The sequence below is a fragment of the Flavobacterium ammonificans genome (genome assembly GCF_020886115.1).
Classification (GTDB): Bacteria; Bacteroidota; Bacteroidia; order Flavobacteriales; family Flavobacteriaceae; genus Flavobacterium; species Flavobacterium ammonificans.
Genome location: NZ_AP025185.1, coordinates 673,325 through 699,987 on the forward strand (window position 1 = coordinate 673,325; position 26,663 = coordinate 699,987).

Genomic DNA, 26,663 nt, shown 5'->3' on the forward strand with positions numbered 1-26,663 from the left:
TTATTTTACATTAAAAATTTGTTCCAAAATTTTGATCGTAATCAAATACGTTGGTTTTACTCCTGTAGTTCCTAAACCTCCTGAAGCCAATGTGCTTCCGGTTTCTAATGGATTATCTGAGGCGTAATAGGCATAGCGGACTTTGACATCTTTTGGTACACTTTTTCTAATTCTCGAAGCTGATTGGATGGCTTTTTGATAATAAGCCCCTTCCATTTCTAATCCGATAGCTCTCCAAGTCGATTCGTGAAAGAATTTCAACAAATCCCTGTTTTGCAATGAAGTGCCTAAAACCGTTACCATTGGACCGGCAAATACTGCAATATCATTCCCTTCAAACATCTCGGCAGTTAATTCATTTTCAAAGAAATAATTGTCCGCTGTTCCTTCGTTAATATGAGCATTCGGAATCATAATGTCCCCCTTGCCTCCCTCTAGAATTCCCGCTTTACCCATAATCGAAATCGACTGAGCGTTTAAGAAGGTTTCTTTTTTATACGGCTTGAACAACTCGTCAATCGTTTCATACGCTTGTTCCCCAAAAGCATAATCCATTACGATTAGCACTGGTTTTTCGTCGCCTAAATCCGCTTTAGGGAAAGAGGTTTTGCTCCAATCAATTTTGGCTGTGTCAAATATCTGAACATCAATATTCGTTCCTGAAGTATCGGGTAACGAAATCATTCCTTGTTTCAAAGCTATTGCTTCAACTAAATCTCGCACTTCGTGTGCTCCCGACTTACTCAATTCTTCATAAATAAAGAAATCAGATTGGTTTTTGAACTTCGTTTTCAAAGCCGGAACAGCAAAAATGGAGTTCATCACCGAGTGCATATTGGCACTAATCACATGGATCGGTCTGCCTAACAAATCGTTTTCTTTTAAAACTTCTTTGATATTGGTTGCCCAAATTTCACCATGTATATGGTGTCCCAATCGCTCTCTCAAAACCGGACTGAAAGTGATGGTGCGTTTGTTGTTTTCTACGATTTCTTCGATGGCTAATTTTCCCAACCAATAAATTACGTGTAAGAAACGATCTGGCGAGGTAGCCGAACCAAATGCATCGTAGATGTCTAAAACTTCTTCGAAGGTTCTGCCTAAAATATTAGCGGTGTGAGAAATCGCTTTCTCTTTTTCTATTTGGGTTAGTTTTTTGGGTTGCTGAACCGCAATTTCTAATTTTTTCCAATCGTGTGACACTTCGCCTGCTTCGTCCAACAACACTCTGTTTTTAATTTTGTGCGATTCGATGAAGATAAAGGTCAAGTGCGTCAAAATATCGTAAATGTCTGAACGCCCTCGGGTAATAACCACGTTCATTTGGTCTTCATCAATACGGTAGCAATTACGACGTCTTTTTGGAGGAACAATCGCTTTAAAGTGCGATTTTGAATAGCCTTCTTCTGAAGTTAAATTGATAAATCGGCATTCTTCAATCCCAATAGGAAGTCGTTCAATAACGTACAAAAGTCCGTTGAGTTCTACTTTTTCGTCGGCAATATTTCCGTAAATTTCAGGACGTAAAGCCAATAAAGCTTCGCGTAAAGTGTCTCCCGAAACTCCCATCGGCTTGTAAAAACCGCGGTTAAATAAATGCCTCATTGTAATGTACAGTCGTTCAATAGCTGCTGACGACTCTTGCGCTCGTGAGCGCGAAATGTTTTTGATTTCTATCATCTTTGTATATTATTTAACCTGCAAAAGTACAATTTTATTTTTAGTTGGTTAGGGTTAGATTGATGGCTGGTTCAAAAACCTTATTGTCGTATATTTTAAAATCACCCTTTTGACTTCTTGGTTGTCTTGGGAATCTATACCATCCTTTTGAGGTAAAAACAAAACTATTCTCTTCTTCAACAAGATTATATGACAAACCGGGTTCATATGTTACTGTTTTTGATTTTTGATTTGCAAAACGTGTATAACTTTTATTCGTGTCTAAAAAGAGTGTTTCAAAAACTATAAAAACACCATTGTCTGGAAATACAAGATTGTATTTTTCAAATTTGATTACATTTTCATTTCTTCCTTTTTTAACCGTTACAATAATTTCTTCTTCAATTAAATCTGCATCTGGAAAACCTTTGCTATTGACGCTTAAAACCCGTATTTTAAATTTCGCATTGGGTATTTGTGATTGTGTAACAATTTTCACTTTCTTAATCAATCTTGTCTCACTGAAGCTTTCATTAAAAGGAAAATAACGCGCTTTCAAATTACCAACTTTATCAGAAATTCGTATCGCTTTTTTTTGAAGTTTTTCCCCAATTTCTATTTCTTTTTGAAATTTTGGTCGCTCAATAACCACCTCATTTAATTCGAAAACTTTGGGTATCAAAAAAATTATCTCGTTTTTTGAAGAGGCTCTCTTTATTTCAAAACCCAAAGCTGAAAAAACCAATACTTTTTCTTCTTTTATATCTAATGAAAAGCTACCATCGGTCTCTGAAGTAGTGCCAACTGATTCATTCTCTACCCAAATATTAACATACGGTATCGGTTGGCCCGAAATGCTGTCTTTGACCACGCCTTTGATTTGGGCGGATAGGGAAAATGTGATAAAAAAGAAAAGTACGATTTTCATTAGTTGGTTAGAATTAAATTGATGGATGGTTCGAAGACTTTATTGTTGATATGTTTTAGTGAACCTATCTCACTATTATGCCATCTCTGATGTTGATTCCATTTACCATTTCTAAAATGATACGTGTTTTGCTCATCTACAAGATTACATTCAAAATCAGGTGCATAATAGCTCTTTTTAATCAGCTTTTTACCATTATTTTCAGTGTATTTAAATTCATATTTATTACTTTCAATTTTTAAAACTTCATAAGCAACAAATAAACCTTCTTCTGGAAAAACTAATTTAAACATAGAAATATCAATTACATTATTCTTTTTCCCTTTTTTGACCGTTACAATTATATCTTCGTTAAGTAAATCGTTTTCCGGATAACCTTCCTTATTCACGCTATAAAGTCTAATCTTAAACTTAGCATTATTCACTTTACTTCGAGTTGTAATTTTTATTTTTTTCACAAACTTTGTTTGTTCATAAGTGGTTTCATATTTAAAGAATTTTGCGTTAGACCATTCTAAATCTCCCGAAATATGATAGCCCTCTGTTTTACTAAAATTACCAACTTCAATCTCTTTTTGAAATTTTAGTTGTTCAATCACCACCTCATTCAGCTCAAAAACTTTAGGTTTTAAAAGAATTATTCCGTGTTTAGAAGATGATTTCTTGCTTTCATACCCCAAAGCCGAAAAAACCAATGCTTTTTCTTCTTTTATATCCAATGAAAAACTGCCGTTTTCTTCAGAGGTTGTTCCAATAGTTTCGTTCTCCACCCAAATATTCACATACGGAATCGGTTGACCAGAAATACTGTCTTTGACCACGCCTTTGATTTGGGCGGATAGGGAAAATGAAACCAAGAATAAAAAATAAAACTTATTCATAACTGGATATTAAATTTGTCAAGCTGTACCGAATTGTCGGGATGTTTAACTTCGGTGAATCTTCGATTTCAATTTTTATTTAGATTCTGAAATAAATTCAGAATGACAATATTACTATATAGTATTGCTAAAAAAATCTGCTGTTTTTCTGTCGTTAGACAGTCGTGGAATTTTATTCTGACCGCCCAATTTTCCTATGGATTTCATATAGTCTTGGAAACCGTTTTTAGGAACTTTAGTAATCACTAATTGTCGCAAAACGTTGCCCACAATCAAGTCGTCATAATACACATTTTGCTTGCGCATGGCAGCGTCTATATGTAAAGCAAATGTTTCTAAATTATCCGGTTCGTTTTCAAATTCGATCAACCATTCGTGGTAAGGCAATCCTTCGGCTGGATTGATTTGTGGAGCAACCGTAAACTCATTCACGCGAATTGTTGTTCCTTGCATTGCCTCTTGTAAAGCACTTTCTACTTCTTTACCAATCACGTGTTCGCCAAAAGCAGAAATGTAATGTTTAATTCGGCCTGAAACTATCAAACGATACGGTTGTAAACTTGTAAACTGAACAGTATCGCCAATATTGTATGCCCAAAGTCCTGCATTGGTAGACAAAATTAAAACATAATTCACACCCAATTCTACTTCGCCAATGGTATAGCGCTTAGGGTTGGGGCTCGAAAATTCGTCGCTCTTGATAAATTCGTAGAAAATTCCTGAATTCAACAATAGTAACATTCCTTTTTCTTTTTGGGAGTCTTGGTAAGCAAAAAATCCTTCCGAAGCTGGGAAAAGCTCAATTGAATCGACTTTTCGGCCAATTAAATTTTCAAATTTTGCACGGTAAGGTTCATAGTTAACTCCGCCATAAATGAACAAATTAAAGTTTTTGAAGATTTCACCAACGGGCTTATTCGCCTTTTGCTGCAGTTTTTCAAAATACATTTGAACCCAAGACGGAATTCCTGAAATCACCGACATGTTTTCATTGAAAGTTTCCTCAACAATGGCGTTGACTTTGGTTTCCCAATCTTCAATACAATTGGTTTGCCAGGAAGGCATGCGGTTTTTTTGTAAATATTTGGGAACAAAATGCGCGACAATTCCAGACAAACGCCCTAATTTTATTCCATTTTTTTCTTCTAAAATAGGGCTTCCTTGCAGAAAAATCATTTTACCATCCACAAAATCGGAATTGCCTGTTTCGTGAATGTAATGCAAAATGGCATTACGAGCCGCTTCGATATGGTACGGCATGGATTCCTTGGTCAACGGAATGTATTTTGCCCCTGAAGTTGTCCCAGAAGTTTTGGCAAAATAAAGTGGTTTTCCTTTCCAAAGTACGTTCTCCTCCCCTTTTACCACTCTCTCCACATAGGGTTTCAGTTCTTCATAATCGCGAACAGGAACTTGTTGAGCAAAATCGGCTGGAGATTGTATTTGAGCAAAATGATGATCTTTCCCAAACTGCGTGTCTTGCGCTTGACGAATTAATTCTTGGAACACCTTGTTTTGGGTTGCTACAGGGTTACTGGCCCAAGCCTGTGTTTTTTTAACCACTTGGCTTGCAAATAATCGAGCCGCAATAGATTTTATAGACATGCTGTTGGTTTTATTTATTCTTTTTGGAAGCTTTTTGCTCTTCTTTGTTTACTGTTTTTCGCAATTCTAATTCTTCTTTTGATGCTGATAGACTTCCCTCTACTGGAGCTTCATCTACAGATGATAAAATAGAATCTTTGTTGAATTTAGCAAACTCTAACTCGCCTGTCAACACTTTTTTAAGTGATTTAATGTAGGCTTCGTTTTGTTCCAATGCGCGCGAAAGAGAATCTGATTTTAAAGCTAATTCTGTAGCGTCTCGTTTTAATTTAGAAGAAGAATATCCCGGAATAAACTCGCGTAAAGGAGTAAAAGCAATAATAAATGTAGTGACAAAAATGATGAAAATAGCGCCTAAACCCAATACTACAAAAACATTCATCAGGGTTAGTTTTAAAGAGAAGGTTTCTTCAAAAGTGTCTTCATTTAAAATGATTAAACGCCTTTTATTGAATAAATTTTCTTTTAATTGCTGTCTTTTTAATCCCTTTTTAGACATTGCTTGTGGTTTATTGAACAAATATAAACAATTATTGTCTTTGATGTTATGACTTGATTTTAGAAGTACAAAGACTACTAAATCACGTTTTAATACAAATTTAACGCTTTTGAAACTAAATAAATGATCAAAAAAGAATTGCTATTCGCTAATTCTATATACATTTGTACTTCATTATTAAACAAATTTGCTTCGGCATAAAAATAATAAATCATGGGAAGAATAGGTTTACCAGAAATACTTATCATTTTAGCAGTAGTTTTATTGCTTTTTGGAGGTAAAAAAATTCCAGAACTAATGAAAGGTTTAGGAAGTGGAATTAAAGAATTTAAAAACGCAGCTAAAGACGATTCGTCTGCAGTTAAGAAAGAAGACTCGAGCCAAAAAGGCGAATAGGCGAAGCAAACTAAAGAGTAATTCTTTATCAATTCTAATATAAAAACCCAAGTTAAATAACTTGGTTTTTTTGTTTTTATGATCTTATGTATTTATTTTTTTATAAATATTTAGCGTAATGTGAATGAATATTTAAAATTGCTGTAATAATATAAATCTGTTCGTGTTTTTTAAAAAAAACATACCAAGTGGTTCTTTGATTGGAATTATAAAAAATATACTTTTCTCCAAAATGCTTTAATTTCTTTGGAGTGGTTTTATGAGGAAAACTGGCAATAGAATTGTTAATGAATGAAACTAATTTGTCTTTATAATCAATGGCATAATCTAGTGATGCAAAATAATCTTTGGAGTACAATTCAAAAACCAAGTCGTTAAAAGATTCTAGTACTTCTTTTTTAAAAAAAATTGTTATTTGCTCCATGATAAGCCCTCTATAAAAGAAGTAGTCTTACTAGAAAACTCATCAATTGTGATGGCATTTTTCATTTCTTTTTCAAAATCTTTTGGCATTTTTGAAATGGAACTTTTCGATGAGCTTTGTTCATTCACTTCAGAAACAGATTCTTCGAAAGTTAAATCATTCACTTTGATAAACTGTTTCAGAGCCAGAAGTTCTTTTTTGTTTCTAGGAGTGATTGTAATTGCCGTCATTAGTATCTGATTTTTAATAAACAAACTTACAAAATATTTCTATTTACAACACCATTGTCAACTGAATTCGTTTGCGGTCTTCGTCCACTTCAGTTACTTTAACCTCAACGTGTTGGTGTAATTTGACTACCTCATTCACATCGCTCACAAAACCTGCTTTAAGTTGGGAAATGTGAACCAAACCGCTTTCTTTAATTCCAATATCCACAAAACATCCAAAGTTGGTAATGTTATTTACAATTCCCGGTAAAATCATTCCTGATTTTAGGTCTTTTATGGATGTAACATTCGGGTCAAACTCAAATATTTTAGCTGATTTTCTAGGGTCCAAACCTGGTTTCTCCAATTCTTTGATAATATCTTTTAAAGTCAGCAAACCTATTTCGGGCGTGGTATAATTTTCGGGTTTGATTAAAGCGGTTCTGTCTTTGTTGCCAATTAATTCGTGTACCGAAAGTTTCAAATCTTTTGCCATTTTTTCTACAATCGGATAGGCTTCGGGATGCACCGCCGAATTGTCTAATGGGTTTTTCCCTTCTTTAATTCGGATAAAAGCCGCGCCTTGTTGGAACGCTTTGTCTCCCAAACGAGGCACTTTTTTCAGTTGTTTTCGATCGTCGAATGGGCCGTTTTCAGAACGGTATTGCACAATATTTTCGGCCAGCTTCTCTCCTATTCCACTCACATAACTCAACAAATGCTTGCTTGCTGTATTGATGTTAATTCCTACTGAGTTCACACAACGAATCACCGTGGCATCCAACTCTTCTTTCAGTTTGTTTTGATCCACATCGTGTTGGTATTGGCCTACGCCAATGGCTTTTGGATCAATTTTTACCAACTCCGCCAATGGATCGCTCAATCGTCGCCCAATAGAAACCGAACCTCGAACAGTGACATCGTAATTAGGGAATTCTTCACGGGCAATTTTACTTGCCGAATAGACCGAAGCGCCCGCTTCTGACACCACAAAAACCTGAACTTCCTTATCGAAAGCGATTTTTTTGACAAAAAATTCCGTTTCGCGCGAAGCGGTTCCGTTTCCAATAGCAATCGCATCAATTTTATAGGAATTGACCATCGAACGGATTTTTTTCATCGCCATAGCGTCTTCATTTTGAGGCGCATGCGGGTAAATCGTTTCGTTGTACAACAAATCGCCTTTTTCGTCCAAACACACTACTTTACATCCCGAACGATAGCCGGGATCAATCGCTAAAATACGTTTTTCGCCCAAAGGTGGTGCCAATAAAAGCTGCCCTAAATTAGTTGCAAAAACCTGAATGGAATTCGCGTCGGCTTTAGCCTTAGCTTCTTGTAATGTTTCATTAGCAATAGCAGGTTGCAACAATCGTTTGTAACTGTCTTCAATGGCTAGTTGAATGTGCGGTGTAGTATCGTTTTGACGTTTCAAAATAATTTCGTCAATAATATCATACGCCTCGTCAATATCCACTTCGATTTTTAGTTTTACAAAACCTTCATTTTCGGCACGCAACATCGCCATTAATCGATGAGGTGGTGTTTTGCTTAATAATTCCGACCAATCAAAATACTGGGAAAATTTTTGAGCCGCTTCGTCATCTTTTTTGGTTTTCACCACCTTGGTAGTAATGGTTGCTTTTCGCTGGAACAAGCGTCGTAATTGTTGACGAACGTGAATGTTTTCATTAATCCATTCGGCAATAATATCACGTGCTCCTTGTAAAGCAGCTTCTTCGTTGATTACATTTTCATTGACATATTGAGTCGAAATAAAGTCAATATTGTCATTGTTTTGTGCGAAAATGATTTTTGCCAATGGCTCCAAACCGTTTTCGCGCGCCACATCGGCCTTAGTTTTTTTCTTCTTTTTGAACGGCAAGTACAAATCTTCTAGCTCTTGCAAATCAAAACTGTCTTGGATTTTTTTGGCTAATTCAGGCGAAAGTTGACCTTGCTCCTCGATGGTTTTGAGAATGCTTTCCTTGCGTTTTAAAATCTCATCGTATTGTTTATTCAATTTAGCAATTTGCTCAATCACTACTTCGTCTAGATTTCCTGTTTGATCTTTTCGATATCGAGAAATAAATGGAATGGTACAATCTTCGTTTAATAATTGAACTGTTTTTTGAATGTTGATTGCGGCAGTTGGTACCGATTTTGCAATGAATTGAATGTTGGTCATGGGTTGTAAATATATTGTAACACGAAAATAATATCTTTACCGCACATATCTATCCCTATGCTACTTTTATATTTTTATTTTTTAGCCATTTCCTTTTTGAGCTTCTTTATAATGGGTTACGACAAGTATTTAGCTCGAAATAAAAAAAGGAGAATCTCTGAAAACACTTTCCTTTTTTTGGGGTTTATTGGCGGAAGTTTGGGCGCTGGAATTGGGATGTGGGTATTTAAACATAAAACTTCCAAAAGAAGTTTCCTTTGGAAGTTTTTGGGTATTGTATTTTTTCAGCTTTTAGTAGTGCTAGCACTCTATTTTACTGATAGTATTTGTGTTTATTGACAAGCAATTTTATTCACGCGGTTTTGGTGTCTTCCACCTTCAAATTCTGTGTTTAAAAAGGTTTCTACCATTTCTACCGCTTGCGGAACAGAAGTATAACGAGCAGGAATACTAATCACATTCGCATCATTGTGTAAACGAGCTAAAGCTGCGATTTCTTTCATCCAACATAAAGCGGCACGCACTTTTTGGTGTTTATTAACTGTCATGGCAATTCCGTTACCGCTTCCGCAAATCACAATTCCAAAATCAGCTTTTCCTTCTTCCACATCTTTAGCTACAGGATGCGCTAAATCTGGATAATCTACAGCATCAAAAGAATCGGTTCCGTAATTAGTGATTTGGTGGCCTTTTGCTTCAAGCATAGCCACAATTGCTTTTTTATATTCTGGACCTGCGTGGTCGTTTCCAATAGAAATATTCATTGTTAGTAGTGTGTTAAGTTCGTGTTCAAAATTAAGGAAAGATTTTGAGTTAGAATTCATAAATAGATTGGTTTCTTTGTTTGTTTATTAACCAAAAAATAAATGCTTTTTAAAAGTGTTACAAATAGCAATAAATCAAGTTAGAACTTGAAAAATAATTTTTAGTTATTTAAAAATCAGCTGCTTTTTTATACTATAAATTTTAAAATTTTGAATTGTTAATAGCAAAACGCAATTGGTTGATTTTCAGATAACATTAAATTAACATACTGTGTTCATAACTCAAGATAGAAAATAAGAAGTTTTTTGAAGAAGAAAAGAAAAAAAGTTTAATCCAAAACCGAGTTTAAAAAACCTAATTTAGTTAGAGTGATTTTTAGAAAAGTTATGAATAGAAAAAACTGCTTTATTAACATATTTTGAAAATTTACTTATCTACAAAAAGAATACATTTTAGGTTATAAACAGCTGTTAATTAAAATCAAGAAAGTGTTTGTTTTTAAATCTTTACCAATAAAAAACCATGTTAATAACTAAAAATAACTAGTTGTAACTTCATTTCAAATCCTTTTTTAAAAAATTTATACTAACTATTAACACGCTATAATAACCATTAAAAAATAATTTTAAATTTCCTTTTCTTTTTATTGTTTTAAATAGATGTTGACAACTTTGAAGTTTTAAAAAAATATTTTTTAAGAATAATTATCCTTTTTCTAAAAGTTATATTTTTAATAAATCTGAGTCTTTAAAAAGGTATTCTGATTTCTTATTTGTAATTTTAGACTTTTAAGAAAAGAAATATGGGAAAGCGTTTAAGAAAACCGCTCAAAAAAGAGAAGACTTACTCTGAAAAAATTGTAAAAATACTATCTCAAAGTGCTAATAAAGTATTCAATTACAAACAAATAGCAGCCAAATTAGATCTAGACGATACACAAAGTAGAAATCAAATTATAAAAGATTTAAAAATTTTAGCTGCTCAAAAAACAATTATCGAATCAGAACCAGGAAAATATCTAATCAAAGCAGTTAGTCAAGATTATTACGAAGGTAAAATTGATATGACAGGTCGTAAAACAGCTTATTTTGTTTGTCCGGATTTAGAAGAAGATGTTTTTATACCAACTAATAATTTAAATCGCGCTTTAGATAAAGACACTGTTAAAGTCTATGTTTATAACCGAAGAAAAGGACGTCGACCAGAAGGTGAAGTTATTGAAGTTATTGAACGAAATAAAACTGATTTTGTTGGAGTTATTGATATTCAAAAGAATTTTTCTTTTGTTGCTACAGCAAATCCAAAAATGTACACCGATATTTTTATTCCAAAAGATAAAATAGGAGAGGCGGAGCAAGGTGATGTAGTTTTAGTTCATATCGAAGATTGGCCTAAAAGAGCCGATAGTCCTTTTGGAAAAGTGATCAAAGTACTTGGAAAACCAGGCGAACACGATACAGAAATTCATGCTATTTTAGCTGAATATGGTTTACCTGCTGAATTTCCTATTGAAGTAGAAACCTATGCTCAACAAATAGATACTAGTATTCAAGCTTCTGAAATTGCGAAACGTCGCGATATGCGTGATACTTTGACTTTTACTATCGATCCAAAAGATGCAAAAGATTTTGATGATGCGCTGTCTTTCAAACAATTAGAGAATGGAAATTACGAAATAGGAATTCATATTGCCGATGTTTCTTTTTATTTAGAAGAAGGAACTATTTTAGATGATGAAGCCTATCAAAGAGCCACTTCGGTATATTTAGTGGATCGAGTAGTACCTATGTTACCTGAAGTGTTGTCTAATTTTGCCTGTTCCTTAAGACCTCAAGAAGAAAAATATACTTTCTCAGCGGTATTTGAAATCAATGAAAAAGCACAAGTGGTGAACCAATGGTTTGGAAGAACAGTAATTTTCTCTGATCAACGTTTTGCTTACGAAGAAGCGCAATATATTATCGAAACAAAAGATGATACAATTCCGCAAGAAATTTCTATTACAGGTGTACCCTATAAAGTTTCAGCAGCAATTGTTGATGCTACTTTAAAACTAGATGAATTAGCTAAAATTTTACGCAGAAATAGAATGAACGAAGGTGCTATTTCATTTGATAAAGTAGAAGTAAAATTCAACTTAAATCAAGAAGGAGAACCTGCTGGAGTGTATTTTAAAATTTCAAAAGATGCGAATCATTTGATTGAAGAATTTATGCTTTTAGCGAATAGAAAAGTAGCGGAATTTATTGGTAAACAAAAGAAAACCTTTATTTATCGTATTCACGACGAACCTAATGAAGATAAACTGATTGCAATGCAAACTGTTATTGCGAAGTTTGGTTATAAAATCGACTTTAGAAACAAAGGTGATATCTCTAAATCATTAAATAATTTATTGACCGAAGTTATTGGTACTAAAGAACAAAATTTAATAGATACGTTGGCTATTCGTAGTATGAGTAAAGCGAAATACTCTACGGATAATATTGGACATTACGGCTTAGCTTTTGATTATTATTCCCATTTTACTTCACCTATTCGAAGATATCCTGATGTGATGGTACATCGTTTGTTGCAGTATTATTTAGATGGTGGAAAATCAGCGGATGAAGAAACATACGAAACCAAATGTTTACATTCTTCGTCAATGGAAAGTTTGGCTACAAATGCGGAACGTGATTCCATCAAATACATGCAGGTAAAATACATGCAGAATCACCAAGATCAAGAGTTTTTAGGAGTGATTTCAGGAGTAACTGAATGGGGTATTTATGTCGAAATTATCGAAAATAAATGCGAAGGGATGGTTCGAATTAGAGATATTAAAGAGGATTATTATACTTTTGACGAAAAACAATATGCATTAGTTGGCGCCACTTCTCACGGTTTATTACAGCTAGGAGATGAGATTTATGTAAAAGTAAAAAACGCCGATTTAGTTAAAAAACAATTGGATTTTCACTTTATAAGAAGAAACGAATAAGCTTATTTTTAAAAACACTAATATGAAAAAATTACTATTTATTTTATTATTAATCAGTTCATTAACCTATGCTCAAACCGATAAAAAAGTAGGTGATTTTAATAAAGTAACTGCTTTTGATCAAATAACAGTGGATTTAATTGCTTCAAAGGAAAACAAAGTAGTGCTTTCAGGAACTAATTCAGATGTAGTAGAAGTTGTAAATAAAAATGGTGAACTTAAACTTAGAATGCCATTAACTAATTTATTAAAAGGAAATCAAGTTAACGCAAAGGTTTATTACACTGATTTAACTGCTATTGAAGCGAATGAAGGTTCTCAAATTTCATCTGATTCAAGTATAAAAGCAATTGGATTTGAAATTATTGCAAAAGAAGGGTCTAAAATTGATATTAATTTAGAAGTGTCGAATTTAAATGTAAAAATCACAAGTGGCGGTATAGTAAAAACAGCAGGAACAGCTAAAAATCAAGATGTAGTGATTTCAGCAGGGGCTATTTATGAAGCTAAAGAATTAATTACCGAACAAACCGTAATTAGTATCAACGCTGGTGGAGAAGCAACAATTTTTGCAACAGAATTAGCTGACGCAAAAGCAAGAGCTGGAGGTGATATTATGATTTACGGAAACCCAAGTCAAGTCAACAAAAAAACGTTCGCAGGCGGCCGAATCAAAATTGTAAAATAACTAGTTTAATCCCAAATTTTAATAGTAATGATAAATGATATTCTAACCGGAATTCCTTGGGGAATTTTTCTCAGTTTTATGATAGGTCCGGTTTTTTTTATTTTAATAGAAACTAGTATTACTAAAGGTTTTAGAGCTGCTTTAACTTTTGATTTAGGGGTAGTTTTAGGAGATATTTTCTTTATTGGAGTTGCTTATTTAGGAAGTTACCGTCTAATTGCTAGTTTAAAGGACAAACCCGCTTTATTTATTTTTGGAGGAATTCTAATGGTTGCTTACGGTATTATTTCATTTATTAAATTAAAAAAACAAGCTAAAATTCAGTACGAATCGATTGATGATGAAATCATTAAAAAGAATTACGGAAGCCTTTTTATCAAAGGATTTTTTCTAAATATTATTAATATTGGGGTATTGGGTTTTTGGTTGGCTATTATTATTTCTGTAGGACCTAAATTAGAAATGCAAACCTCTAGAATGATGACTTTTTTTACCTCTGTTATTGTTTCTTATTTGCTTATTGATTGTGTAAAAATGGTTTTAGCTAAGCAGTTAAAATCCAAATTAACACCTACTAACATTTTTAAAATCAAAAAAGGAATTAGTATTGTTTTAATCGTTTTTGGATTAGCATTAATGGCTCAGGGTTGGTTCCCTAAAGAAAAAGAAATGGTTAAAAACGCTTGGGAGAAAATAGAGGATAGATAAATTTAAACTTCTAAGCATACCCAAGGTTTCGGCTGTATTTTAGTCCCGATGCTTCAGGAGAAACGGAGTATAAGTCTAACTTTATCTAATTTTCAGATTGCTTCGTACCTCGCAATAAGACATAAAAAAACCACTCAAAAAGAGAGGTTAATTCAGAGGCATCGTCCGTCCCGACGCTTCGGGAGAACCGGAGTAGGAGCATATAATTTATCTATTTTTAAGATTGCTTCGTGCCTCGCAATAAAACAAAAAAAAGAGATACATTGCTGTATCTCTTTCAGAGGCATCGTCCGGATTCGAACCGGAGTAGGAGCTTTTGCAGAGCCCAGCCTAGCCGCTCGGCCACGACGCCAATTGTTTATTGGGTTGCAAATATAGCAAAAACTTTAAAGTTTAAAAGGCTTATGGTAAAAACTTTATCGTTAATGACTATATCACTTAGCTATTAATTTCTATACTCTTCCAATTCAATGGTAACTGCTTCAACATCACCACCAATAGGCGGATTGATTTTAGAAACCCCAATTTTAATTCGGGAAACAGCAGGAGCTTCAGCAAAAACACGAACAATTATTCGGTGTGCTACATGTTCTAATAATTCAGAACGAATAGCCATTTCTTCTACTACAATTTGGTTTAAAAGAACATAATCCACCGTATCAGCTAAAGCATCAGATATACACGATTTACGTAAATCTGTTTTAATTTCTAAATCCACTCTGTAATCTGACCCAATTTTACTTTCTTCAACCAAACAGCCGTGATACGAAAAAGTGCGAATATTTTTTAGTTTAATGGTTCCCATTTTTGTTATTTTCTGGATAAATTTTTATCGCTTTGATGGGATAAAAGTACAAAATGTTTTGTTTTTTTAGTTTTAAAGCGGAATTAACCACCCTATAAATCGACGAATCACCAACAATTTTGATAACTTTGCTTTTCAAAATTTTTAAAATGGCATCAGAAGAAAAATCATTGCATTTCATCGAACAAATTATAGAAGACAGTTTAGCCTCTGGTTTCCCTCAGGATCAATTGCGTTTCCGTTTTCCACCAGAGCCAAATGGGTATTTACACATTGGTCACGCGAAGTCGATTTGTTTGAATTTTGGTTTGGGTTTAAAGTATAATGCGCCTGTAAATTTGCGTTTTGACGACACCAACCCAGCTAAAGAAGAGCAGGAATATGTAGATGCTATTAAAGAAGATTTGAAATGGTTAGGTTTCAATTGGACCGAAGAATTGTATTCGTCTGATTATTTTCAACAATTATACGATTGGGCGGTATTAATGATTAAAAACGGGAAAGCCTATGTTGATAGCCAAACTTCAGAAGAAATGGCTGCTCAAAAAGGAACTCCAACTCAACCAGGAGTTGACGGACCGTATAGAAACCGTTCTGTTGAAGAAAATTTAACCTTATTTGAAGCGATGAAAAACGGAGATTTTCCAGAAGGAACTCACGTTTTGCGTGCTAAAATTGATATGGCATCGACTAATATGTTGATGCGCGACCCGTTGATGTACCGTATTTTACACCGCCATCATCATAGAACAGCCAACGAATGGAAGATCTACCCAATGTACGATTATGCACACGGGGAGAGTGATTATTTAGAACAAATTTCACATTCTATTTGCACCTTAGAATTTGTGATGCACCGCGAATTATACAATTGGTTTTTAGACCAAATTTATGATGCCAATAAAGTGCGACCAAATCAATACGAATTTGCTCGGTTGAATTTGAATTACACTGTAATGAGTAAAAGAAAACTCTTGCAATTGGTTCAAGAAAATTTTGTTGATGGTTGGGACGACCCTAGAATGCCAACAATTTCTGGTTTAAGAAGAAGAGGCTATACTCCGAATTCAATTCGTAAATTCTGTGATATTATTGGCGTAGCCAAAAGAGAAAATGTAATTGATTATTCGCTTTTAGAATTTTGCTTACGCGAAGATTTGAATAAAACTGCGCCTCGTGTTATGGCGGTTTTAGACCCTGTAAAAGTAGTAATTACGAATTATCCAGAAGGAAAAGAGGAGTGGTTGGACGCTGAGAACAATCAAGAAGACGAAAGTGCAGGTTTTAGAAAAGTGCCTTTTTCTAGAGAATTATACATTGAAAGAGAAGACTTTTTAGAAGAAGCTCCTGCTAAGTTTTTCCGTTTGAGTTTAGGTAAAGAAGTGCGTTTAAAAAACGCCTATATCATTAAAGGAGAGTCGGTTGTGAAAGATGCTACTGGAAAAATTACAGAAATTCACGTTTCGTATGATGAAGATAGCCGAAGTGGAAGTGGAAGTGAAGCCAGTCAACGAAAAGTAGCTGGAACCCTACACTGGGTGTCAATTGCTCACGCGATAGAAGCCGAAGTGCGTTTGTACGATCGTTTGTTTATTGACGAAGCACCAGACAGTCACAAAGAGAAGAATTTCTTAGAATTTATGAATCCTAATTCACTGCAAATTAGCACTGGATTTGTAGAACCAAGCTTACAAACCGTTCAAGCGGGAGATAAATTCCAGTTCCAACGTTTAGGTTATTTCAACGTTGATAAGGATTCAACGGTTGAAAAGTTAGTTTTCAATAAAACCGTAGGATTGAAAGATGCTTGGGAAGAAAAAGGCAAGAAGGAAGAAAACGTATTGATGAATACGCAAAAAGAAATCAACAAATACGTTAAAGAAAAAGAGGTTTCAGCTGCTGAATTACTATTGAAGATGATTGTCGAAAACATCAAAACCATTGATAATTACAGTTTAGTCAATCAAACGATTGTAAAAAACATCAAAAACGACAACAATTCGTTATTGTTTGCTAATTTAATTTTGGAACATTCAGACAAAGTAAATCCAGCCGACATTGATTCAGAAGCTTTATCAAAATTATATTCGATGTCCATAAAAAGTCAATTGGCTTTAGTTCGAATTGCTGTTTTACAAAATTTGATTCACGACCCGATTCATTTGGATAGTTTCAAATCGATTTTATTTGAATTAAAAGCAACAGAAAAAAACGAAACTGTTTTATCTCTTTTGAACCAAATATAAAAAATCACATGCATAGATTTTATAAATTAAAAACCCGCTGCATAGTGGGTTTTTATTATTATAATTAGTTTTTATTGTTTTATCTTTTTCTATTGATTTAACTAATTAAAAACGACTTAAATAAACCAGTTTTAAAGCGTTTTTTTCTTTTTTACAACCTAACACGTCATTTTGTAAAACAAAAGCCGGTATCAACCTTTAAAAGCGTTTTGTCTTTTAAAAAAAGCACTTTAACGAGTTCTTAACCCACAAAAGAATAAAATTGTTGTATCTTTAAAGTAGGAACCAATAAAAAATAGAAATTATGTCAAATACTTCAGGAAATTCTTTATTAGCACTTTTAACGGGTGCATTAATTGGAGCTGGAATCGGAATTTTGTATGCTCCGGATAAAGGAACAAAAACTAGAGAAAAAATCAAAGATGGTTTTCAGGATGCTAAAGACGATTTGAAACATAAATTAGACGAAGTTTCAGAACAGTTAAAAAGTAAGCTGACGCATTCAAAAGATAATTTAGAAGATTCGTTTGAAGATATGGTTTCTAATGTTAGTCATAAAACCGAAGATCTTATTTCTTTTTTAGAACAAAAATTAGCCGAACTGAAAGAACAAAATGCTAAGTTTCAAAAATAATTGTACCTCAAATCTCAGATTATGGCTTTTGAAGAAATAAAAAATCAAACCGAACAAATTCAAGAACACGCAAAAGGCTATCTTGAAACCAATATGGAGTATTACAAGCTTCGTGGTTTTAAAGTTTTAATGCAATCGACTACTATGATTGTTAAATTCCTTTTGATAGGAATATGTTTGAGTATGGTAATTTTGTTTGGTTCTATTGCTGCAGCATTCGCAATTGGCGCTTATTTAGATAATATTGTTTTAGGATTTTTATCCGTTGGAGGGTTTTATTTAATCCTATCTTTATTGTTGTTTTTAGTGAAAGACAAGATTGTTGAAGGACCTATTTTAGAGAAATTTTCAACCATCTTTTTTAATGAATAACCATGGCAAAAAAATATTCCTCTTACGATCAAATCAATGCTGATTTAGAAATGCTAAAGCTGGAGAAAGAAATCCATTTGCAGCATATTTTGTTAAACATTGATAAAACTAAAGAATCGCTTCAGCCTGAAAATTTGTTTCGGGAAGCTTTAGCATCTTTACGATTAAAGCTTTCTAATTCTTACGGGATGATTTTACAAATCGCTATTCCGTATCTAATCAATTGGCTTATCAATAAAAAAAGAGGCGATTAAGCCTCTTTTTATTTATTCTTCGTCTTCAGTAGCGGTTTCTTCTTCACTAATTATTTCTTGAATAACAGGCGTGTCTTTTTTCTTTTTATTTCTACTTTTCATAACTTCTCCCACCTGGTTACTTGCACTAAAGCTAGCAATCATATTATTTAACATATCGCTACCGGCTTGAGGAGAATTGGGTAATAGAATTAAATTAGAATTAGTGTCAGCCCCAATAGCCTGAAGCGTGTCGTAATGCTGTGTAACAACGATTAGCGCTGAAGCTTCTTGTGAATTTATACCCACTTTGTTTAACACATCTACACTTTCAACCAAACCTCGAGCAATCTCCCTTCTTTGATCAGCAATACCTTGTCCTTGTAGTTTTTTACTTTCGGCTTCGGCTTGTGCTTTTGCCACAATTCTAATTCTTGACGCTTCTGCTTCAAATTCGGCAACTGTTTTTTCTCTATCTGCAGCATTGATTCGATTCATTGCATTTTTAACTTGAATGTCTGGATCAATGTCGGTTACTAAAGTATTAATAATCGTATAACCATAGGTTGTCATCGCTTCATTAAGTTCTCTTTTTACAGCGATTGCAATATCGTCTTTTCTTTCAAATACATCGTCTAGTTTTAGTTTGGGAACTTCAGCACGAACCACGTCAAAAACATAGGAAGTAATTTGATCGTGCGGATATTCTAATTTATAAAATGCATCATAAACGGTTTCTTTCACTACCATAAACTGAACAGAAACTTTAAGCTTAACAAAAACATTGTCCTTGGTTTTGGTTTCGATAATAACATCCAATTGTTGAATCTTAAGGTTGACTCTGCCTGCTATCCGGTCAATCAAAGGAATTTTTAGTTGAAGACCAGACTGTCTAATACTTAAGAATTTTCCAAAACGTTCAATAATTACTGCGGTTTGTTGTTTCACAGTAAAAAAAGAAGAAAACAAAATAAAGATGGCAATAAAGCCAAAAATGATTAAAAATGCATTCATAATATAAAGATTGGGTTAATAATGATTAAATGTACAAAAAAAAGCCTCTATAAAGAGGCTTTGATTTTATAATGTTGCTATTGCTTTTTGAATTCGTTGAATGGTTTCTTGTTTTCCAACCAATTCAGCAATGTCAAATAAGTGAGGCCCTTTCAAAGCGCCCACTAAACTCAAACGGAAAGGCTGCATTATTTTTCCCATTCCAATTTCGTTTGCCGTCATCCATTCTTTTACAACAGTTTCTATTGTTGTAGCAGTAAAGTCTGGAATCCCGTCTAAAACAGCAATTAAATTTTGCATTAAAGCAGGCGTTTCCTCTTTCCAATTTTTAGCTGCTTTTTCATCATACGAACTTGGCGCTTCAAAAAAGTAGTCACTCAATTCCCAAAATTCCGACACAAAATGCGCACGTTCTTTTATTAAAGAAACAATGGTAATTAATTTATTTTCTTCAATTGTAATTCCTTTTTCTTTCAAAATAGGAGAGAAGGCTTTCGCCAAATCAACATCGGACTGTTGCATCAAATACTGGTGATTGAACCATTTATTTTTTTCAGGATCAAATTTAGCTCCCGCTTTATGCACTCGATTCAAATCAAAATTTTGCACTAATTCCTCCAATGAAAACAATTCTTTTTCAGTTCCGTCGTTCCATCCCAATAGTGCTAAAAAGTTAACCACAGCTTCTGGGAAAAATCCTTTTTCTCTGTAACCCGACGAAATCCCCTCTTCGGTTTTCCATTCCAAAGGAAATACAGGGAATCCCATTTTGTCGCCATCTCTTTTAGATAATTTCCCGTTTCCAATAGGTTTTAGAATTAATGGTAAATGAGCAAATTCTGGCGTATCCCATCCAAAGGCACGGTACAACAAAACGTGTAACGGCATAGAAGGCAACCATTCCTCGCCACGAATAACGTGTGAGGTTTCCATCAAATGATCGTCTACAATATTTGCTAAGTGATACGTTGGCATTCCGTCACTTTTGAATAATACTTTATCGTCTAACAAATTCGTTTCAAATTTTACGTCTCCACGAATGATGTCTTTTAGATGCAAAGTTTCATTTACCGGAGTTTTAAAACGAATAACATAATCTTCTCCTGCAGCGATTCTTTTTTCGGTTGCTTCTTCAGAAAGCACTAACGAAGTATCTAATTTTTCTCTATTGTGATGATTGTAGATAAATGTTTTTCCTTGTTCTTCGTGTTGTTTTCTATGTGCGTCCAAAGCTTCTGCCGTATCAAATGCATAATAGGCATTTCCTGAATTAATCAATTGATCTGCATAGTGTTGGTATAATTCTTTTCTTTCGCTTTGGCGATAAGGACCAAATTTTTCATTCTTTCCAACCGTTTCATCTGGAGCTATTCCCAACCAATTAAGTGCTTCCAAAATATATTCTTCGGCTCCTGGAACAAAACGATTTTGATCGGTATCTTCAATTCGTAAGAAGAAAGTTCCGTTATTTTTCTTAGCAAACAAATAATTAAATAAGGCGGTACGAACCCCACCGATATGTAAAGGTCCTGTTGGACTAGGTGCAAAACGCACACGAATTGGCTTTGACATGATAGCTTTTTTTATCTTTTTATTCTTGTGCAAATATAGCTTCAAATTACTTGATATTTTGATTGAATTTTTAACAGCGTTGTATTCTTATAAATTGTTACTTTTATTGGTTAAAAACAAACCGCTCGTATTTGTCAACAGAAGGAATTATATATCAGAAATTAGAAGCTTTCATTAGGAAGTTTTACACCAATGAATTGATAAAGGGAACTATCTTCTTTTTCGGTTTGGGATTACTGTATTTTATTTTCACTTTAAGTATTGAATTATTTCTTTGGCTACAGCCAATAGGACGTACTTTTTTGTTTTGGTTGTTTGTTTTGGTTGAATTAGTTTTATTAATACGGTTCATCTTGTTGCCGACCTTTAAGTTGGTTAAACTACAAAAGGGAATCGATTATCAACAAGCTTCTGAGATCATTGGGAGCCATTTTAACGAAGTGGGGGACAAGCTGACCAACTTTCTTCAGTTGGCACAAAACAAAGAGCAATCTGAATTGTTATTGGCATCTATTCAACAAAAATCAATCGAGTTACAACCTATTCCGTTTACTAAGGCTGTTAATTTTAAAGCTAATAAAAAGTATTTGCCTTGGGCAATGGTGCCATTGGTTTGTATTTTGACGTTTTACGCAACTGGCAACGGAACCCTTCTTTCTCAAAGCCTTGACAGAGTAGTACATTATACTTCGCCGTTTGCGCCGCCAGCACCATTTCAATTTAAAATTTTGAATACTTCTTTAACCACCGAAGAGAATAAAGATTTTACAATTCGGGTGAGAACTGAAGGAAAAGTGATTCCCGAGAAAACAATGATTTTTTTCAATAACGAAAGTTATTATATGGAATCTGTTCGCCCGGGAGAGTTTGAATTTAAAATAACCAATCCCACAAATGACTTGAATTTTCATTTAGAAGCCAATGAAGTTAGTTCCAACGAGCATCAATTAAAAGTTGTTGCAGTGCCTTCAATCACTAATTTTGAAATGCAGTTGCGTTACCCGTCTTATTTAAAAAAGAAATCTGAAATTATTCAAGGAACAGGTAATGCGATTATTCCCGAAGGCACCCAAGTAATTTGGAAAATAATCGCCAAGGCTACACAAAAAATGGTTTGGAAAAGGGCGTCAACTGAGGTTTCTTTTACTAAGCAAGGAAATCAATTTGTTTTGTCTAAGAATATTCTTCAAAATACAGATTATCAGATTAGTAGTTCTAATTCTACTGTAAATCAGCACGAAAAGCTGAATTATCAATTAGCGGTTGTGAAAGATCAGTTTCCTACCATTCAAGTAAACCCCGCTCCAGATAGCTTGAAGTTAGGGACAAATTATTATGTAGGCCAAATTGCAGACGATTACGGTTTGTCAAAGCTACAAATAGTATATTATCAAAAAGACAATCCCACTAATGCTAAACGTGGAACCATCGCAATTAAGTCAGCAGCTTTTGACCAATTTATTTTTTCTTTTCCTAGTAATTTACCGGTTCAATCAGGAATTGTGTATGAGTATTATTTTGAGGTTTTTGATAATGACGCATTACACCAATTTAAGAGCACTAAGACGTCTATTTTTTCTTCTCGTTTAGCTACGACAGAAGAGAAAGAAGAGCAATCCTTACAACAACAAAATGAAAACACGAATAGACTAGAGAAGTCACTCAAGTCTCAAGAAAAGCAATTGTCCGAATTGGATAAATTGAAAAAATTAGGCAAAGAAAAAAACGAGTTTGAATTCAAAGAACAACAACAAGTAGCCGATTTCTTAAAGCGTCAAAAAAGTCAAGAACAAATGATGCGGGAATTTGCTGAAAAGATGAAAGACAACTTAGAAAATTTTAAGTCGGAACAGAAAGATCCTTTAAAAGAAGATTTAGTAAAACGTTTAGAAAAGGCGGCTCAAGAATCCGATAAAAACAAAAAGTTGTTAGACGAACTTCAAAAGTTAAATGATAAAATTGGAGCAGAGGAGTTGCTTCAAAAACTAGACAATTACAAACAGCAAAGTAAAAACCAAACTAAAAATTTAGCGCAATTGGTAGAGCTTACTAAGCGATTTTATGTAGAGAAGAAAGCGGAACAACTAGCCAATAAATTAGACCAACTTTCTAACCAACAAGAGCAGTTATCCAATAAAGGGAAAGATAACAAATCTGACAAGCAGGAGGATATTAATTCTGCCTTTGATAAAATTCAAAAAGAATTGAAGGAGCTTCAAAAAGACAATAAAGAATTAAAATCACCATTGGACTTACCAAAAGAAGAGGCTAAAGAAAAAAGCATTGATGAGGATTTGAAAAAAGCGCTAAACGAATTACAACAAAACAACACTCTAAAAGCGCAATCCAAGCAAAAAGCTGCGGTTAAAAAAATGAAAGAAATGTCTCAAGAAATGAAAGAGAGTATGGAGTCATCTGAGATGGAACAATTGCAGGAAGATGTAAAAATGTTGCGCCAAATCACAGATAATCTTTTAGCATTTTCTAATGCCCAAGAAGCGGTAATGAAACAATTTAAATCCACAAAATCAACTTCTCCTTCATTCAATAAAAACTTAAAAATCCAACAAAATTTAAAACAGCAATTCAAACATATTGATGATAGTTTATTTGCGATGTCTTTGCGCAATCCTAAATTTGCCGAAGATATTACTAAGCAAGTGGGTAATGTTGAATATAACATTAACAATGCTATTGAATCACTAACAAATTCTCGTTTTGCCAAGGGTGTTTCACACCAACAATTTGCAGTTTCAAGTGCTAATATTCTTGCAGATCGTTTGAGCGATGAGTTGTTCAATATGCAAATGTCTTTATCTGGAATGAGCAGTGGAAAACCTAAACATGGACAAGGACAAGGAATGCAATTGCCAGATATCATCAAAAAACAACAAGGTCTAGGCGAACAAATGAAGCAAGGGATGAGAGAAAACGGACAAGAAGGTAAGTCAGGCAAACCACAAAAAAATGGTCAAAATGGCGAACAAGGTGAAGATGATGCAGAATCCATTATGCGAATTTACAAAGAGCAACGCAAGCTCAGGGATGCTTTAGAAGGCGAGTTAGAAAAACAAGGATTGGGCAGTAAGGGGCAGTCGGCTTTAGAGCAAATGAAGCAATTAGAAAAGCAATTGTTAAACAAAGGCTTTAAGAATGAAACCATTCAAAAAGCAACGAATATTCAGCAAGAATTATTAAAGTTAAATACGGCACTACAACAACAAGGAGAAGACAATAAGCGTGAATCAGAAACGAATAAAAAGCAATTCTCAAACCCCGCTAAAGGTCTACCTAAGCCTTTGTTAGAATATTTGAATAGCATTGAAATATTAAATAGACAATCCTTACCTTTGCGCTCGAATTTTAATAAAAAGGTTCAAAATTATTTTAATAAAAAATGATCGATTTCAATTACGAAACCAACTTTACTTTAGAGAATGAAGAGGCTATTTCCTCTTGGTTGTCTCAAGTAATTGTTTCAGAAAATAAGAAGGAAGGAGAGATTAATTATATCTTTTGTGATGATGAGTATCTTTTAAAAATCAATTTAGAATATCTCAATCACGATACGTTAACCGACATCATTAGCTTCGATTATTCGATGGGGAATGAGTTAAACGGTGATATTTTTGTTTCGGTCGAAAGAGTTCAAGACAACGCAAATGATTTCAAGGTTTCGTTTGAAGAAGAGCTAAAACGCGTATTGGTTCACGGTGTGTTACACTACTGTGGTTATAAAGACAAAACAGAAGCTGACGAGCAATTAATGCGGTCTAAAGAAGACGAAAAATTAGCAATGTTTCACGTGGAACAATAATTAATTTTTTTAAATCACAATCAAGATGTTTCACGTGGAACATCTACAAATATATTCAATTCACAATCCTGTTATAAGGGTTAAATCAATAAGAAAATGTTTTTAAACGAGTATGATGTAATTGTTGTGGGTGCGGGTCACGCAGGGTGTGAAGCTGCTGCTGCTGCTGCAAATCTAGGTTCTACAACCCTGTTGGTTACAATGAGTTTGCAGAACATAGCGCAAATGTCTTGCAACCCTGCTATGGGAGGAATTGCAAAAGGGCAGATTGTTCGCGAGATTGATGCTCTAGGTGGGTATTCTGGAATTGTTTCCGACAGAACAGCGATACAGTTTAAAATGCTAAATAAATCTAAAGGACCGGCGATGTGGTCTCCGCGAGTGCAGAGTGATAGAATGCGTTTTTCGGAAGAATGGAGAATGATGTTGGAAGCAACTCCCAATCTCGATTTTTACCAAGAAATGGTGAGCGGATTGATTATCGAAAACGGTAAAATTTTAGGTGTTAGAACATCTCTTGGAATAGAGATTAAATCCAAATCTGTGGTCTTAACTAATGGAACTTTCTTAAACGGATTAATTCATATTGGAGAAAAACAATTTGGTGGAGGGAGAGCGGGAGAGAGTGCTTCTTTTGGAATTACAGAGGATTTAGTTAAGGCAGGTTTTCAAGCGGGAAGAATGAAAACAGGAACTCCTCCGCGTGTGGACGGACGTTCGTTGGACTATTCAAAAATGAATGAAGAAAAAGGGGATGCAAAACCGGATAAGTTTTCATATTCAGACATAACAGCTCCATTGATTCATCAAAGGTCTTGTCATATGACGTACACTTCCTTAGATGTGCACGATATCTTAAGAGAAGGCTTTGATCGTTCGCCAATGTTTAATGGTCGAATTAAGAGTTTAGGACCGCGATATTGTCCTTCTATCGAAGATAAAATCAATCGTTTTGCCGATAAAGAAAGACACCAATTGTTTGTTGAACCAGAAGGGTGGAAAACTTGCGAAGTATATGTAAACGGGTTCTCTACTTCTTTACCAGAAGACATTCAGTTTAAAGCATTGAGTTCAGTAGCGGGATTTGAAAAAGTGAAATTTTTACGTCCTGGTTATGCTATTGAATACGATTATTTTCCTCCAACGCAATTGAAACACACCTTAGAAACGAAGTTGGTAGAAGGCTTGTATTTTGCTGGACAAATTAATGGAACTACAGGATATGAAGAAGCGGCTTCCCAAGGATTAATGGCGGGTATTAATGCGCATTTAAAAGTGCATGAAAAAGCGCCTTTAATTTTAAAAAGAGACGAAGCATATATAGGAGTTTTAATTGATGATTTGATTACCAAAGGAACCGAAGAGCCGTATCGAATGTTTACTTCTCGTGCCGAATATAGAACTTTATTGCGCCAAGATAATGCCGATTTTAGATTGACGCCTATGTCGTATGAGATAGGCTTAGCTTCTGAAGTACGTTTACGTCGAATGGAATTTAAGTTAAACGAGTCAGAAAAAATGGTAAGTTTTTTCAAAGAAACTAGCGTTTCTGTTGCCGAAACAAACCCAATTTTAGAAGCAAAAGAGACGGCGCCGATTACGCAAGGAGACAAGATGTTTAAGATATTTTCTCGACCACAAATTGATTTGGAAGACATGTTGCGTTTTGAAAAAGTTAAAACATATATTGAAGAAAACAATCTAGATCAAGAGATTTTGGAACAAGCTGAAATTCAAGTGAAGTATTCGGGCTATATTGAAAAGGAAAGAAATAACGCGGATAAATTAACGCGTTTAGAAGAAGTTAAAATTCCGGAAGACTTTGATTATAATAAAATCAAATCAATGTCAATCGAAGCGAAACAAAAGTTAAGCAAGATCAGACCTGCAACTATTGCGCAAGCATCTCGAATAAGCGGAGTGTCGCCGAGCGATGTTTCGGTGCTGTTGATTTATATGGGAAGATAAATTGTTCCACGTGAAACTATGTCGTGAAGGCTTGTTTTTAAAAGATGTATATAAAAGAAAATAATTAAA

Annotated in this window: 24 protein-coding genes and 1 tRNA gene; 12 read left to right on the plus strand and 13 right to left on the minus strand. The window is 34.2% G+C overall.

Annotated elements, in window-relative coordinates; all coding sequences use genetic code 11:
* The 5 genes from LPC20_RS02885 to LPC20_RS02905 form a co-directional block, all read right to left on the minus strand.
* Positions 1-1,680 (minus strand): DUF6909 family protein, encoded by a 1,680-nt coding sequence (locus tag LPC20_RS02885; protein ID WP_229326322.1) that lies wholly within the window; start codon positions 1,678-1,680, stop codon positions 1-3.
* A 40-nt stretch (positions 1,681-1,720) separates the two neighbouring features.
* Positions 1,721-2,587: a carboxypeptidase-like regulatory domain-containing protein gene (locus tag LPC20_RS02890; protein ID WP_229326324.1), complete on the minus strand. Its 867-nt coding sequence runs from the start codon at positions 2,585-2,587 to the stop codon at positions 1,721-1,723.
* Positions 2,587-3,468, minus strand: coding sequence for a carboxypeptidase-like regulatory domain-containing protein (locus LPC20_RS02895; RefSeq protein WP_229326326.1), 882 nt, complete (start codon positions 3,466-3,468; stop codon positions 2,587-2,589). The genes LPC20_RS02890 and LPC20_RS02895 overlap by 1 nt, the downstream gene beginning before the upstream one ends.
* A gap of 114 nt (positions 3,469-3,582) precedes the next feature.
* Entirely contained in the window at positions 3,583-5,073 is a 1,491-nt protein-coding gene (locus LPC20_RS02900; RefSeq protein ID WP_229326328.1) for a GH3 auxin-responsive promoter family protein, read from the minus strand.
* Positions 5,074-5,083: 10 nt separating this feature from the next.
* Positions 5,084-5,572, minus strand: coding sequence for a peptidase (locus LPC20_RS02905; protein ID WP_229326330.1), 489 nt, complete (start codon positions 5,570-5,572; stop codon positions 5,084-5,086).
* Between the two features lie 213 nt (positions 5,573-5,785).
* On the opposite strand from LPC20_RS02905, the gene LPC20_RS02910 reads away from it, so the two are divergent.
* A complete protein-coding gene (locus LPC20_RS02910; protein ID WP_229326332.1) occupies positions 5,786-5,968 on the plus strand; it encodes a Sec-independent protein translocase subunit TatA/TatB in 183 nt (60 codons plus the stop codon).
* A gap of 100 nt (positions 5,969-6,068) precedes the next feature.
* On the opposite strand, the gene LPC20_RS02915 is transcribed toward LPC20_RS02910, so the two are convergent.
* Genes LPC20_RS02915 through LPC20_RS02925 form a run of 3 tightly spaced genes read right to left on the minus strand, consistent with a single transcriptional unit; the run spans position 6,069 to position 8,789 of the window.
* Positions 6,069-6,392, minus strand: coding sequence for a hypothetical protein (locus tag LPC20_RS02915; RefSeq protein WP_229326334.1), 324 nt, complete (start codon positions 6,390-6,392; stop codon positions 6,069-6,071).
* Positions 6,380-6,622, minus strand: a complete 243-nt coding sequence (locus tag LPC20_RS02920) for a hypothetical protein (RefSeq protein ID WP_229326336.1) — start codon at positions 6,620-6,622, stop codon at positions 6,380-6,382. Before LPC20_RS02920 ends, LPC20_RS02915 begins: the two co-directional genes overlap by 13 nt.
* Before the next feature lie 43 nt (positions 6,623-6,665).
* The gene (locus tag LPC20_RS02925) at positions 6,666-8,789 is read right to left on the minus strand and encodes a Tex family protein (RefSeq protein ID WP_229326338.1); all 2,124 of its coding nucleotides are present in this window, start codon (positions 8,787-8,789) and stop codon (positions 6,666-6,668) included.
* Between the two features lie 57 nt (positions 8,790-8,846).
* Here LPC20_RS02925 and LPC20_RS10745 point away from each other — a divergent pair, with 57 nt between their 5' ends.
* Positions 8,847-9,128, plus strand: a complete 282-nt coding sequence (locus tag LPC20_RS10745; RefSeq protein WP_420827829.1) for a DUF1294 domain-containing protein — start codon at positions 8,847-8,849, stop codon at positions 9,126-9,128.
* On the opposite strand, the gene rpiB is transcribed toward LPC20_RS10745, so the two are convergent.
* The gene (gene rpiB, locus LPC20_RS02930) at positions 9,122-9,553 is read right to left on the minus strand and encodes a ribose 5-phosphate isomerase B (RefSeq protein ID WP_229326340.1); all 432 of its coding nucleotides are present in this window, start codon (positions 9,551-9,553) and stop codon (positions 9,122-9,124) included. The genes LPC20_RS10745 and rpiB overlap by 7 nt on opposite strands.
* Positions 9,554-10,356: 803 nt before the next feature.
* Here rpiB and rnr point away from each other — a divergent pair.
* From rnr to LPC20_RS02945, 3 genes are read left to right on the plus strand one after another with little or no spacing between them, the layout of a single operon-like run.
* Positions 10,357-12,537, plus strand: a complete 2,181-nt coding sequence (gene rnr, locus LPC20_RS02935; protein WP_229326343.1) for a ribonuclease R — start codon at positions 10,357-10,359, stop codon at positions 12,535-12,537.
* 22 nt (positions 12,538-12,559) lie between these two features.
* Positions 12,560-13,225: a head GIN domain-containing protein gene (locus LPC20_RS02940; RefSeq protein ID WP_229326346.1), complete on the plus strand. Its 666-nt coding sequence runs from the start codon at positions 12,560-12,562 to the stop codon at positions 13,223-13,225.
* 27 nt (positions 13,226-13,252) lie between these two features.
* Positions 13,253-13,933 carry a LysE family translocator gene (locus LPC20_RS02945; protein ID WP_229326348.1) on the plus strand — a complete coding sequence of 227 codons (681 nt, stop codon included), beginning with the start codon at positions 13,253-13,255 and terminating at the stop codon, positions 13,931-13,933.
* Positions 13,934-14,214: 281 nt separating this feature from the next.
* Here LPC20_RS02945 and LPC20_RS02950 read toward each other — a convergent pair.
* Positions 14,215-14,285: transfer RNA gene (locus LPC20_RS02950), tRNA-Cys, on the minus strand.
* 93 nt (positions 14,286-14,378) lie between these two features.
* A complete protein-coding gene (folB, locus tag LPC20_RS02955; RefSeq protein ID WP_229326350.1) occupies positions 14,379-14,738 on the minus strand; it encodes a dihydroneopterin aldolase in 360 nt (119 codons plus the stop codon).
* A gap of 149 nt (positions 14,739-14,887) precedes the next feature.
* Between folB and LPC20_RS02960 the strand changes: the two genes are divergently transcribed.
* The 4 genes from LPC20_RS02960 to LPC20_RS02975 all read left to right on the plus strand — a co-directional run bounded on the left by LPC20_RS02960 (position 14,888) and on the right by LPC20_RS02975 (position 18,244).
* A complete protein-coding gene (locus LPC20_RS02960) occupies positions 14,888-16,984 on the plus strand; it encodes a glutamine--tRNA ligase/YqeY domain fusion protein (RefSeq protein ID WP_229326352.1) in 2,097 nt (698 codons plus the stop codon).
* A 304-nt stretch (positions 16,985-17,288) separates the two neighbouring features.
* On the plus strand, positions 17,289-17,618 hold the full coding sequence (locus LPC20_RS02965; protein WP_229326354.1) for a YtxH domain-containing protein: 330 nt from the start codon (positions 17,289-17,291) through the stop codon (positions 17,616-17,618).
* A 21-nt stretch (positions 17,619-17,639) separates the two neighbouring features.
* Positions 17,640-17,990 carry a competence protein gene (locus LPC20_RS02970; protein ID WP_229326356.1) on the plus strand — a complete coding sequence of 117 codons (351 nt, stop codon included), beginning with the start codon at positions 17,640-17,642 and terminating at the stop codon, positions 17,988-17,990.
* Positions 17,991-17,992: 2 nt separating this feature from the next.
* The gene (locus tag LPC20_RS02975) at positions 17,993-18,244 is read left to right on the plus strand and encodes a DUF6327 family protein (protein ID WP_229326358.1); all 252 of its coding nucleotides are present in this window, start codon (positions 17,993-17,995) and stop codon (positions 18,242-18,244) included.
* A 12-nt stretch (positions 18,245-18,256) separates the two neighbouring features.
* Here the strand turns inward: LPC20_RS02975 and LPC20_RS02980 are convergent, their stop codons facing one another.
* Both LPC20_RS02980 and gltX read right to left on the minus strand, forming a co-directional pair.
* Positions 18,257-19,237, minus strand: coding sequence for an SPFH domain-containing protein (locus tag LPC20_RS02980; protein WP_229326360.1), 981 nt, complete (start codon positions 19,235-19,237; stop codon positions 18,257-18,259).
* Between the two features lie 66 nt (positions 19,238-19,303).
* Positions 19,304-20,809: a glutamate--tRNA ligase gene (gltX, locus tag LPC20_RS02985; protein WP_229326362.1), complete on the minus strand. Its 1,506-nt coding sequence runs from the start codon at positions 20,807-20,809 to the stop codon at positions 19,304-19,306.
* Between the two features lie 131 nt (positions 20,810-20,940).
* On the opposite strand from gltX, the gene LPC20_RS02990 reads away from it, so the two are divergent.
* The 3 genes from LPC20_RS02990 to mnmG all read left to right on the plus strand — a co-directional run bounded on the left by LPC20_RS02990 (position 20,941) and on the right by mnmG (position 26,594).
* Positions 20,941-24,210, plus strand: a complete 3,270-nt coding sequence (locus LPC20_RS02990) for a hypothetical protein (protein ID WP_229326364.1) — start codon at positions 20,941-20,943, stop codon at positions 24,208-24,210.
* On the plus strand, positions 24,207-24,626 hold the full coding sequence (gene ybeY, locus LPC20_RS02995) for an rRNA maturation RNase YbeY (protein WP_229326366.1): 420 nt from the start codon (positions 24,207-24,209) through the stop codon (positions 24,624-24,626). Before LPC20_RS02990 ends, ybeY begins: the two co-directional genes overlap by 4 nt.
* Before the next feature lie 96 nt (positions 24,627-24,722).
* Positions 24,723-26,594: a tRNA uridine-5-carboxymethylaminomethyl(34) synthesis enzyme MnmG gene (mnmG, locus tag LPC20_RS03000; protein ID WP_229326368.1), complete on the plus strand. Its 1,872-nt coding sequence runs from the start codon at positions 24,723-24,725 to the stop codon at positions 26,592-26,594.
* Positions 26,595-26,663: the final 69 nt, after the last annotated feature.

Excerpts from the sequence above, each read along its gene's own strand:
- LPC20_RS02885 (WP_229326322.1), bottom strand. The coding sequence starts at position 1,680 with ATGATAGAAATCAAAAACATTTCGCGCTCACGAGCGCAAGAGTCGTCA.
- LPC20_RS02890 (WP_229326324.1), bottom strand. The coding sequence starts at position 2,587 with ATGAAAATCGTACTTTTCTTTTTTATCACATTTTCCCTATCCGCCCAA.
- LPC20_RS02895 (WP_229326326.1), bottom strand. The coding sequence starts at position 3,468 with ATGAATAAGTTTTATTTTTTATTCTTGGTTTCATTTTCCCTATCCGCC.
- LPC20_RS02900 (WP_229326328.1), bottom strand. The coding sequence starts at position 5,073 with ATGTCTATAAAATCTATTGCGGCTCGATTATTTGCAAGCCAAGTGGTT.
- LPC20_RS02905 (WP_229326330.1), bottom strand. The coding sequence starts at position 5,572 with ATGTCTAAAAAGGGATTAAAAAGACAGCAATTAAAAGAAAATTTATTC.
- LPC20_RS02910 (WP_229326332.1), top strand. The coding sequence starts at position 5,786 with ATGGGAAGAATAGGTTTACCAGAAATACTTATCATTTTAGCAGTAGTT.
- LPC20_RS02915 (WP_229326334.1), bottom strand. The coding sequence starts at position 6,392 with ATGGAGCAAATAACAATTTTTTTTAAAAAAGAAGTACTAGAATCTTTT.
- LPC20_RS02920 (WP_229326336.1), bottom strand. The coding sequence starts at position 6,622 with ATGACGGCAATTACAATCACTCCTAGAAACAAAAAAGAACTTCTGGCT.
- LPC20_RS02925 (WP_229326338.1), bottom strand. The coding sequence starts at position 8,789 with ATGACCAACATTCAATTCATTGCAAAATCGGTACCAACTGCCGCAATC.
- LPC20_RS10745 (WP_420827829.1), top strand. The coding sequence starts at position 8,847 with ATGCTACTTTTATATTTTTATTTTTTAGCCATTTCCTTTTTGAGCTTC.
- rpiB (WP_229326340.1), bottom strand. The coding sequence starts at position 9,553 with ATGAATATTTCTATTGGAAACGACCACGCAGGTCCAGAATATAAAAAA.
- rnr (WP_229326343.1), top strand. The coding sequence starts at position 10,357 with ATGGGAAAGCGTTTAAGAAAACCGCTCAAAAAAGAGAAGACTTACTCT.
- LPC20_RS02940 (WP_229326346.1), top strand. The coding sequence starts at position 12,560 with ATGAAAAAATTACTATTTATTTTATTATTAATCAGTTCATTAACCTAT.
- LPC20_RS02945 (WP_229326348.1), top strand. The coding sequence starts at position 13,253 with ATGATAAATGATATTCTAACCGGAATTCCTTGGGGAATTTTTCTCAGT.
- folB (WP_229326350.1), bottom strand. The coding sequence starts at position 14,738 with ATGGGAACCATTAAACTAAAAAATATTCGCACTTTTTCGTATCACGGC.
- LPC20_RS02960 (WP_229326352.1), top strand. The coding sequence starts at position 14,888 with ATGGCATCAGAAGAAAAATCATTGCATTTCATCGAACAAATTATAGAA.
- LPC20_RS02965 (WP_229326354.1), top strand. The coding sequence starts at position 17,289 with ATGTCAAATACTTCAGGAAATTCTTTATTAGCACTTTTAACGGGTGCA.
- LPC20_RS02970 (WP_229326356.1), top strand. The coding sequence starts at position 17,640 with ATGGCTTTTGAAGAAATAAAAAATCAAACCGAACAAATTCAAGAACAC.
- LPC20_RS02975 (WP_229326358.1), top strand. The coding sequence starts at position 17,993 with ATGGCAAAAAAATATTCCTCTTACGATCAAATCAATGCTGATTTAGAA.
- LPC20_RS02980 (WP_229326360.1), bottom strand. The coding sequence starts at position 19,237 with ATGAATGCATTTTTAATCATTTTTGGCTTTATTGCCATCTTTATTTTG.
- gltX (WP_229326362.1), bottom strand. The coding sequence starts at position 20,809 with ATGTCAAAGCCAATTCGTGTGCGTTTTGCACCTAGTCCAACAGGACCT.
- ybeY (WP_229326366.1), top strand. The coding sequence starts at position 24,207 with ATGATCGATTTCAATTACGAAACCAACTTTACTTTAGAGAATGAAGAG.
- mnmG (WP_229326368.1), top strand. The coding sequence starts at position 24,723 with ATGTTTTTAAACGAGTATGATGTAATTGTTGTGGGTGCGGGTCACGCA.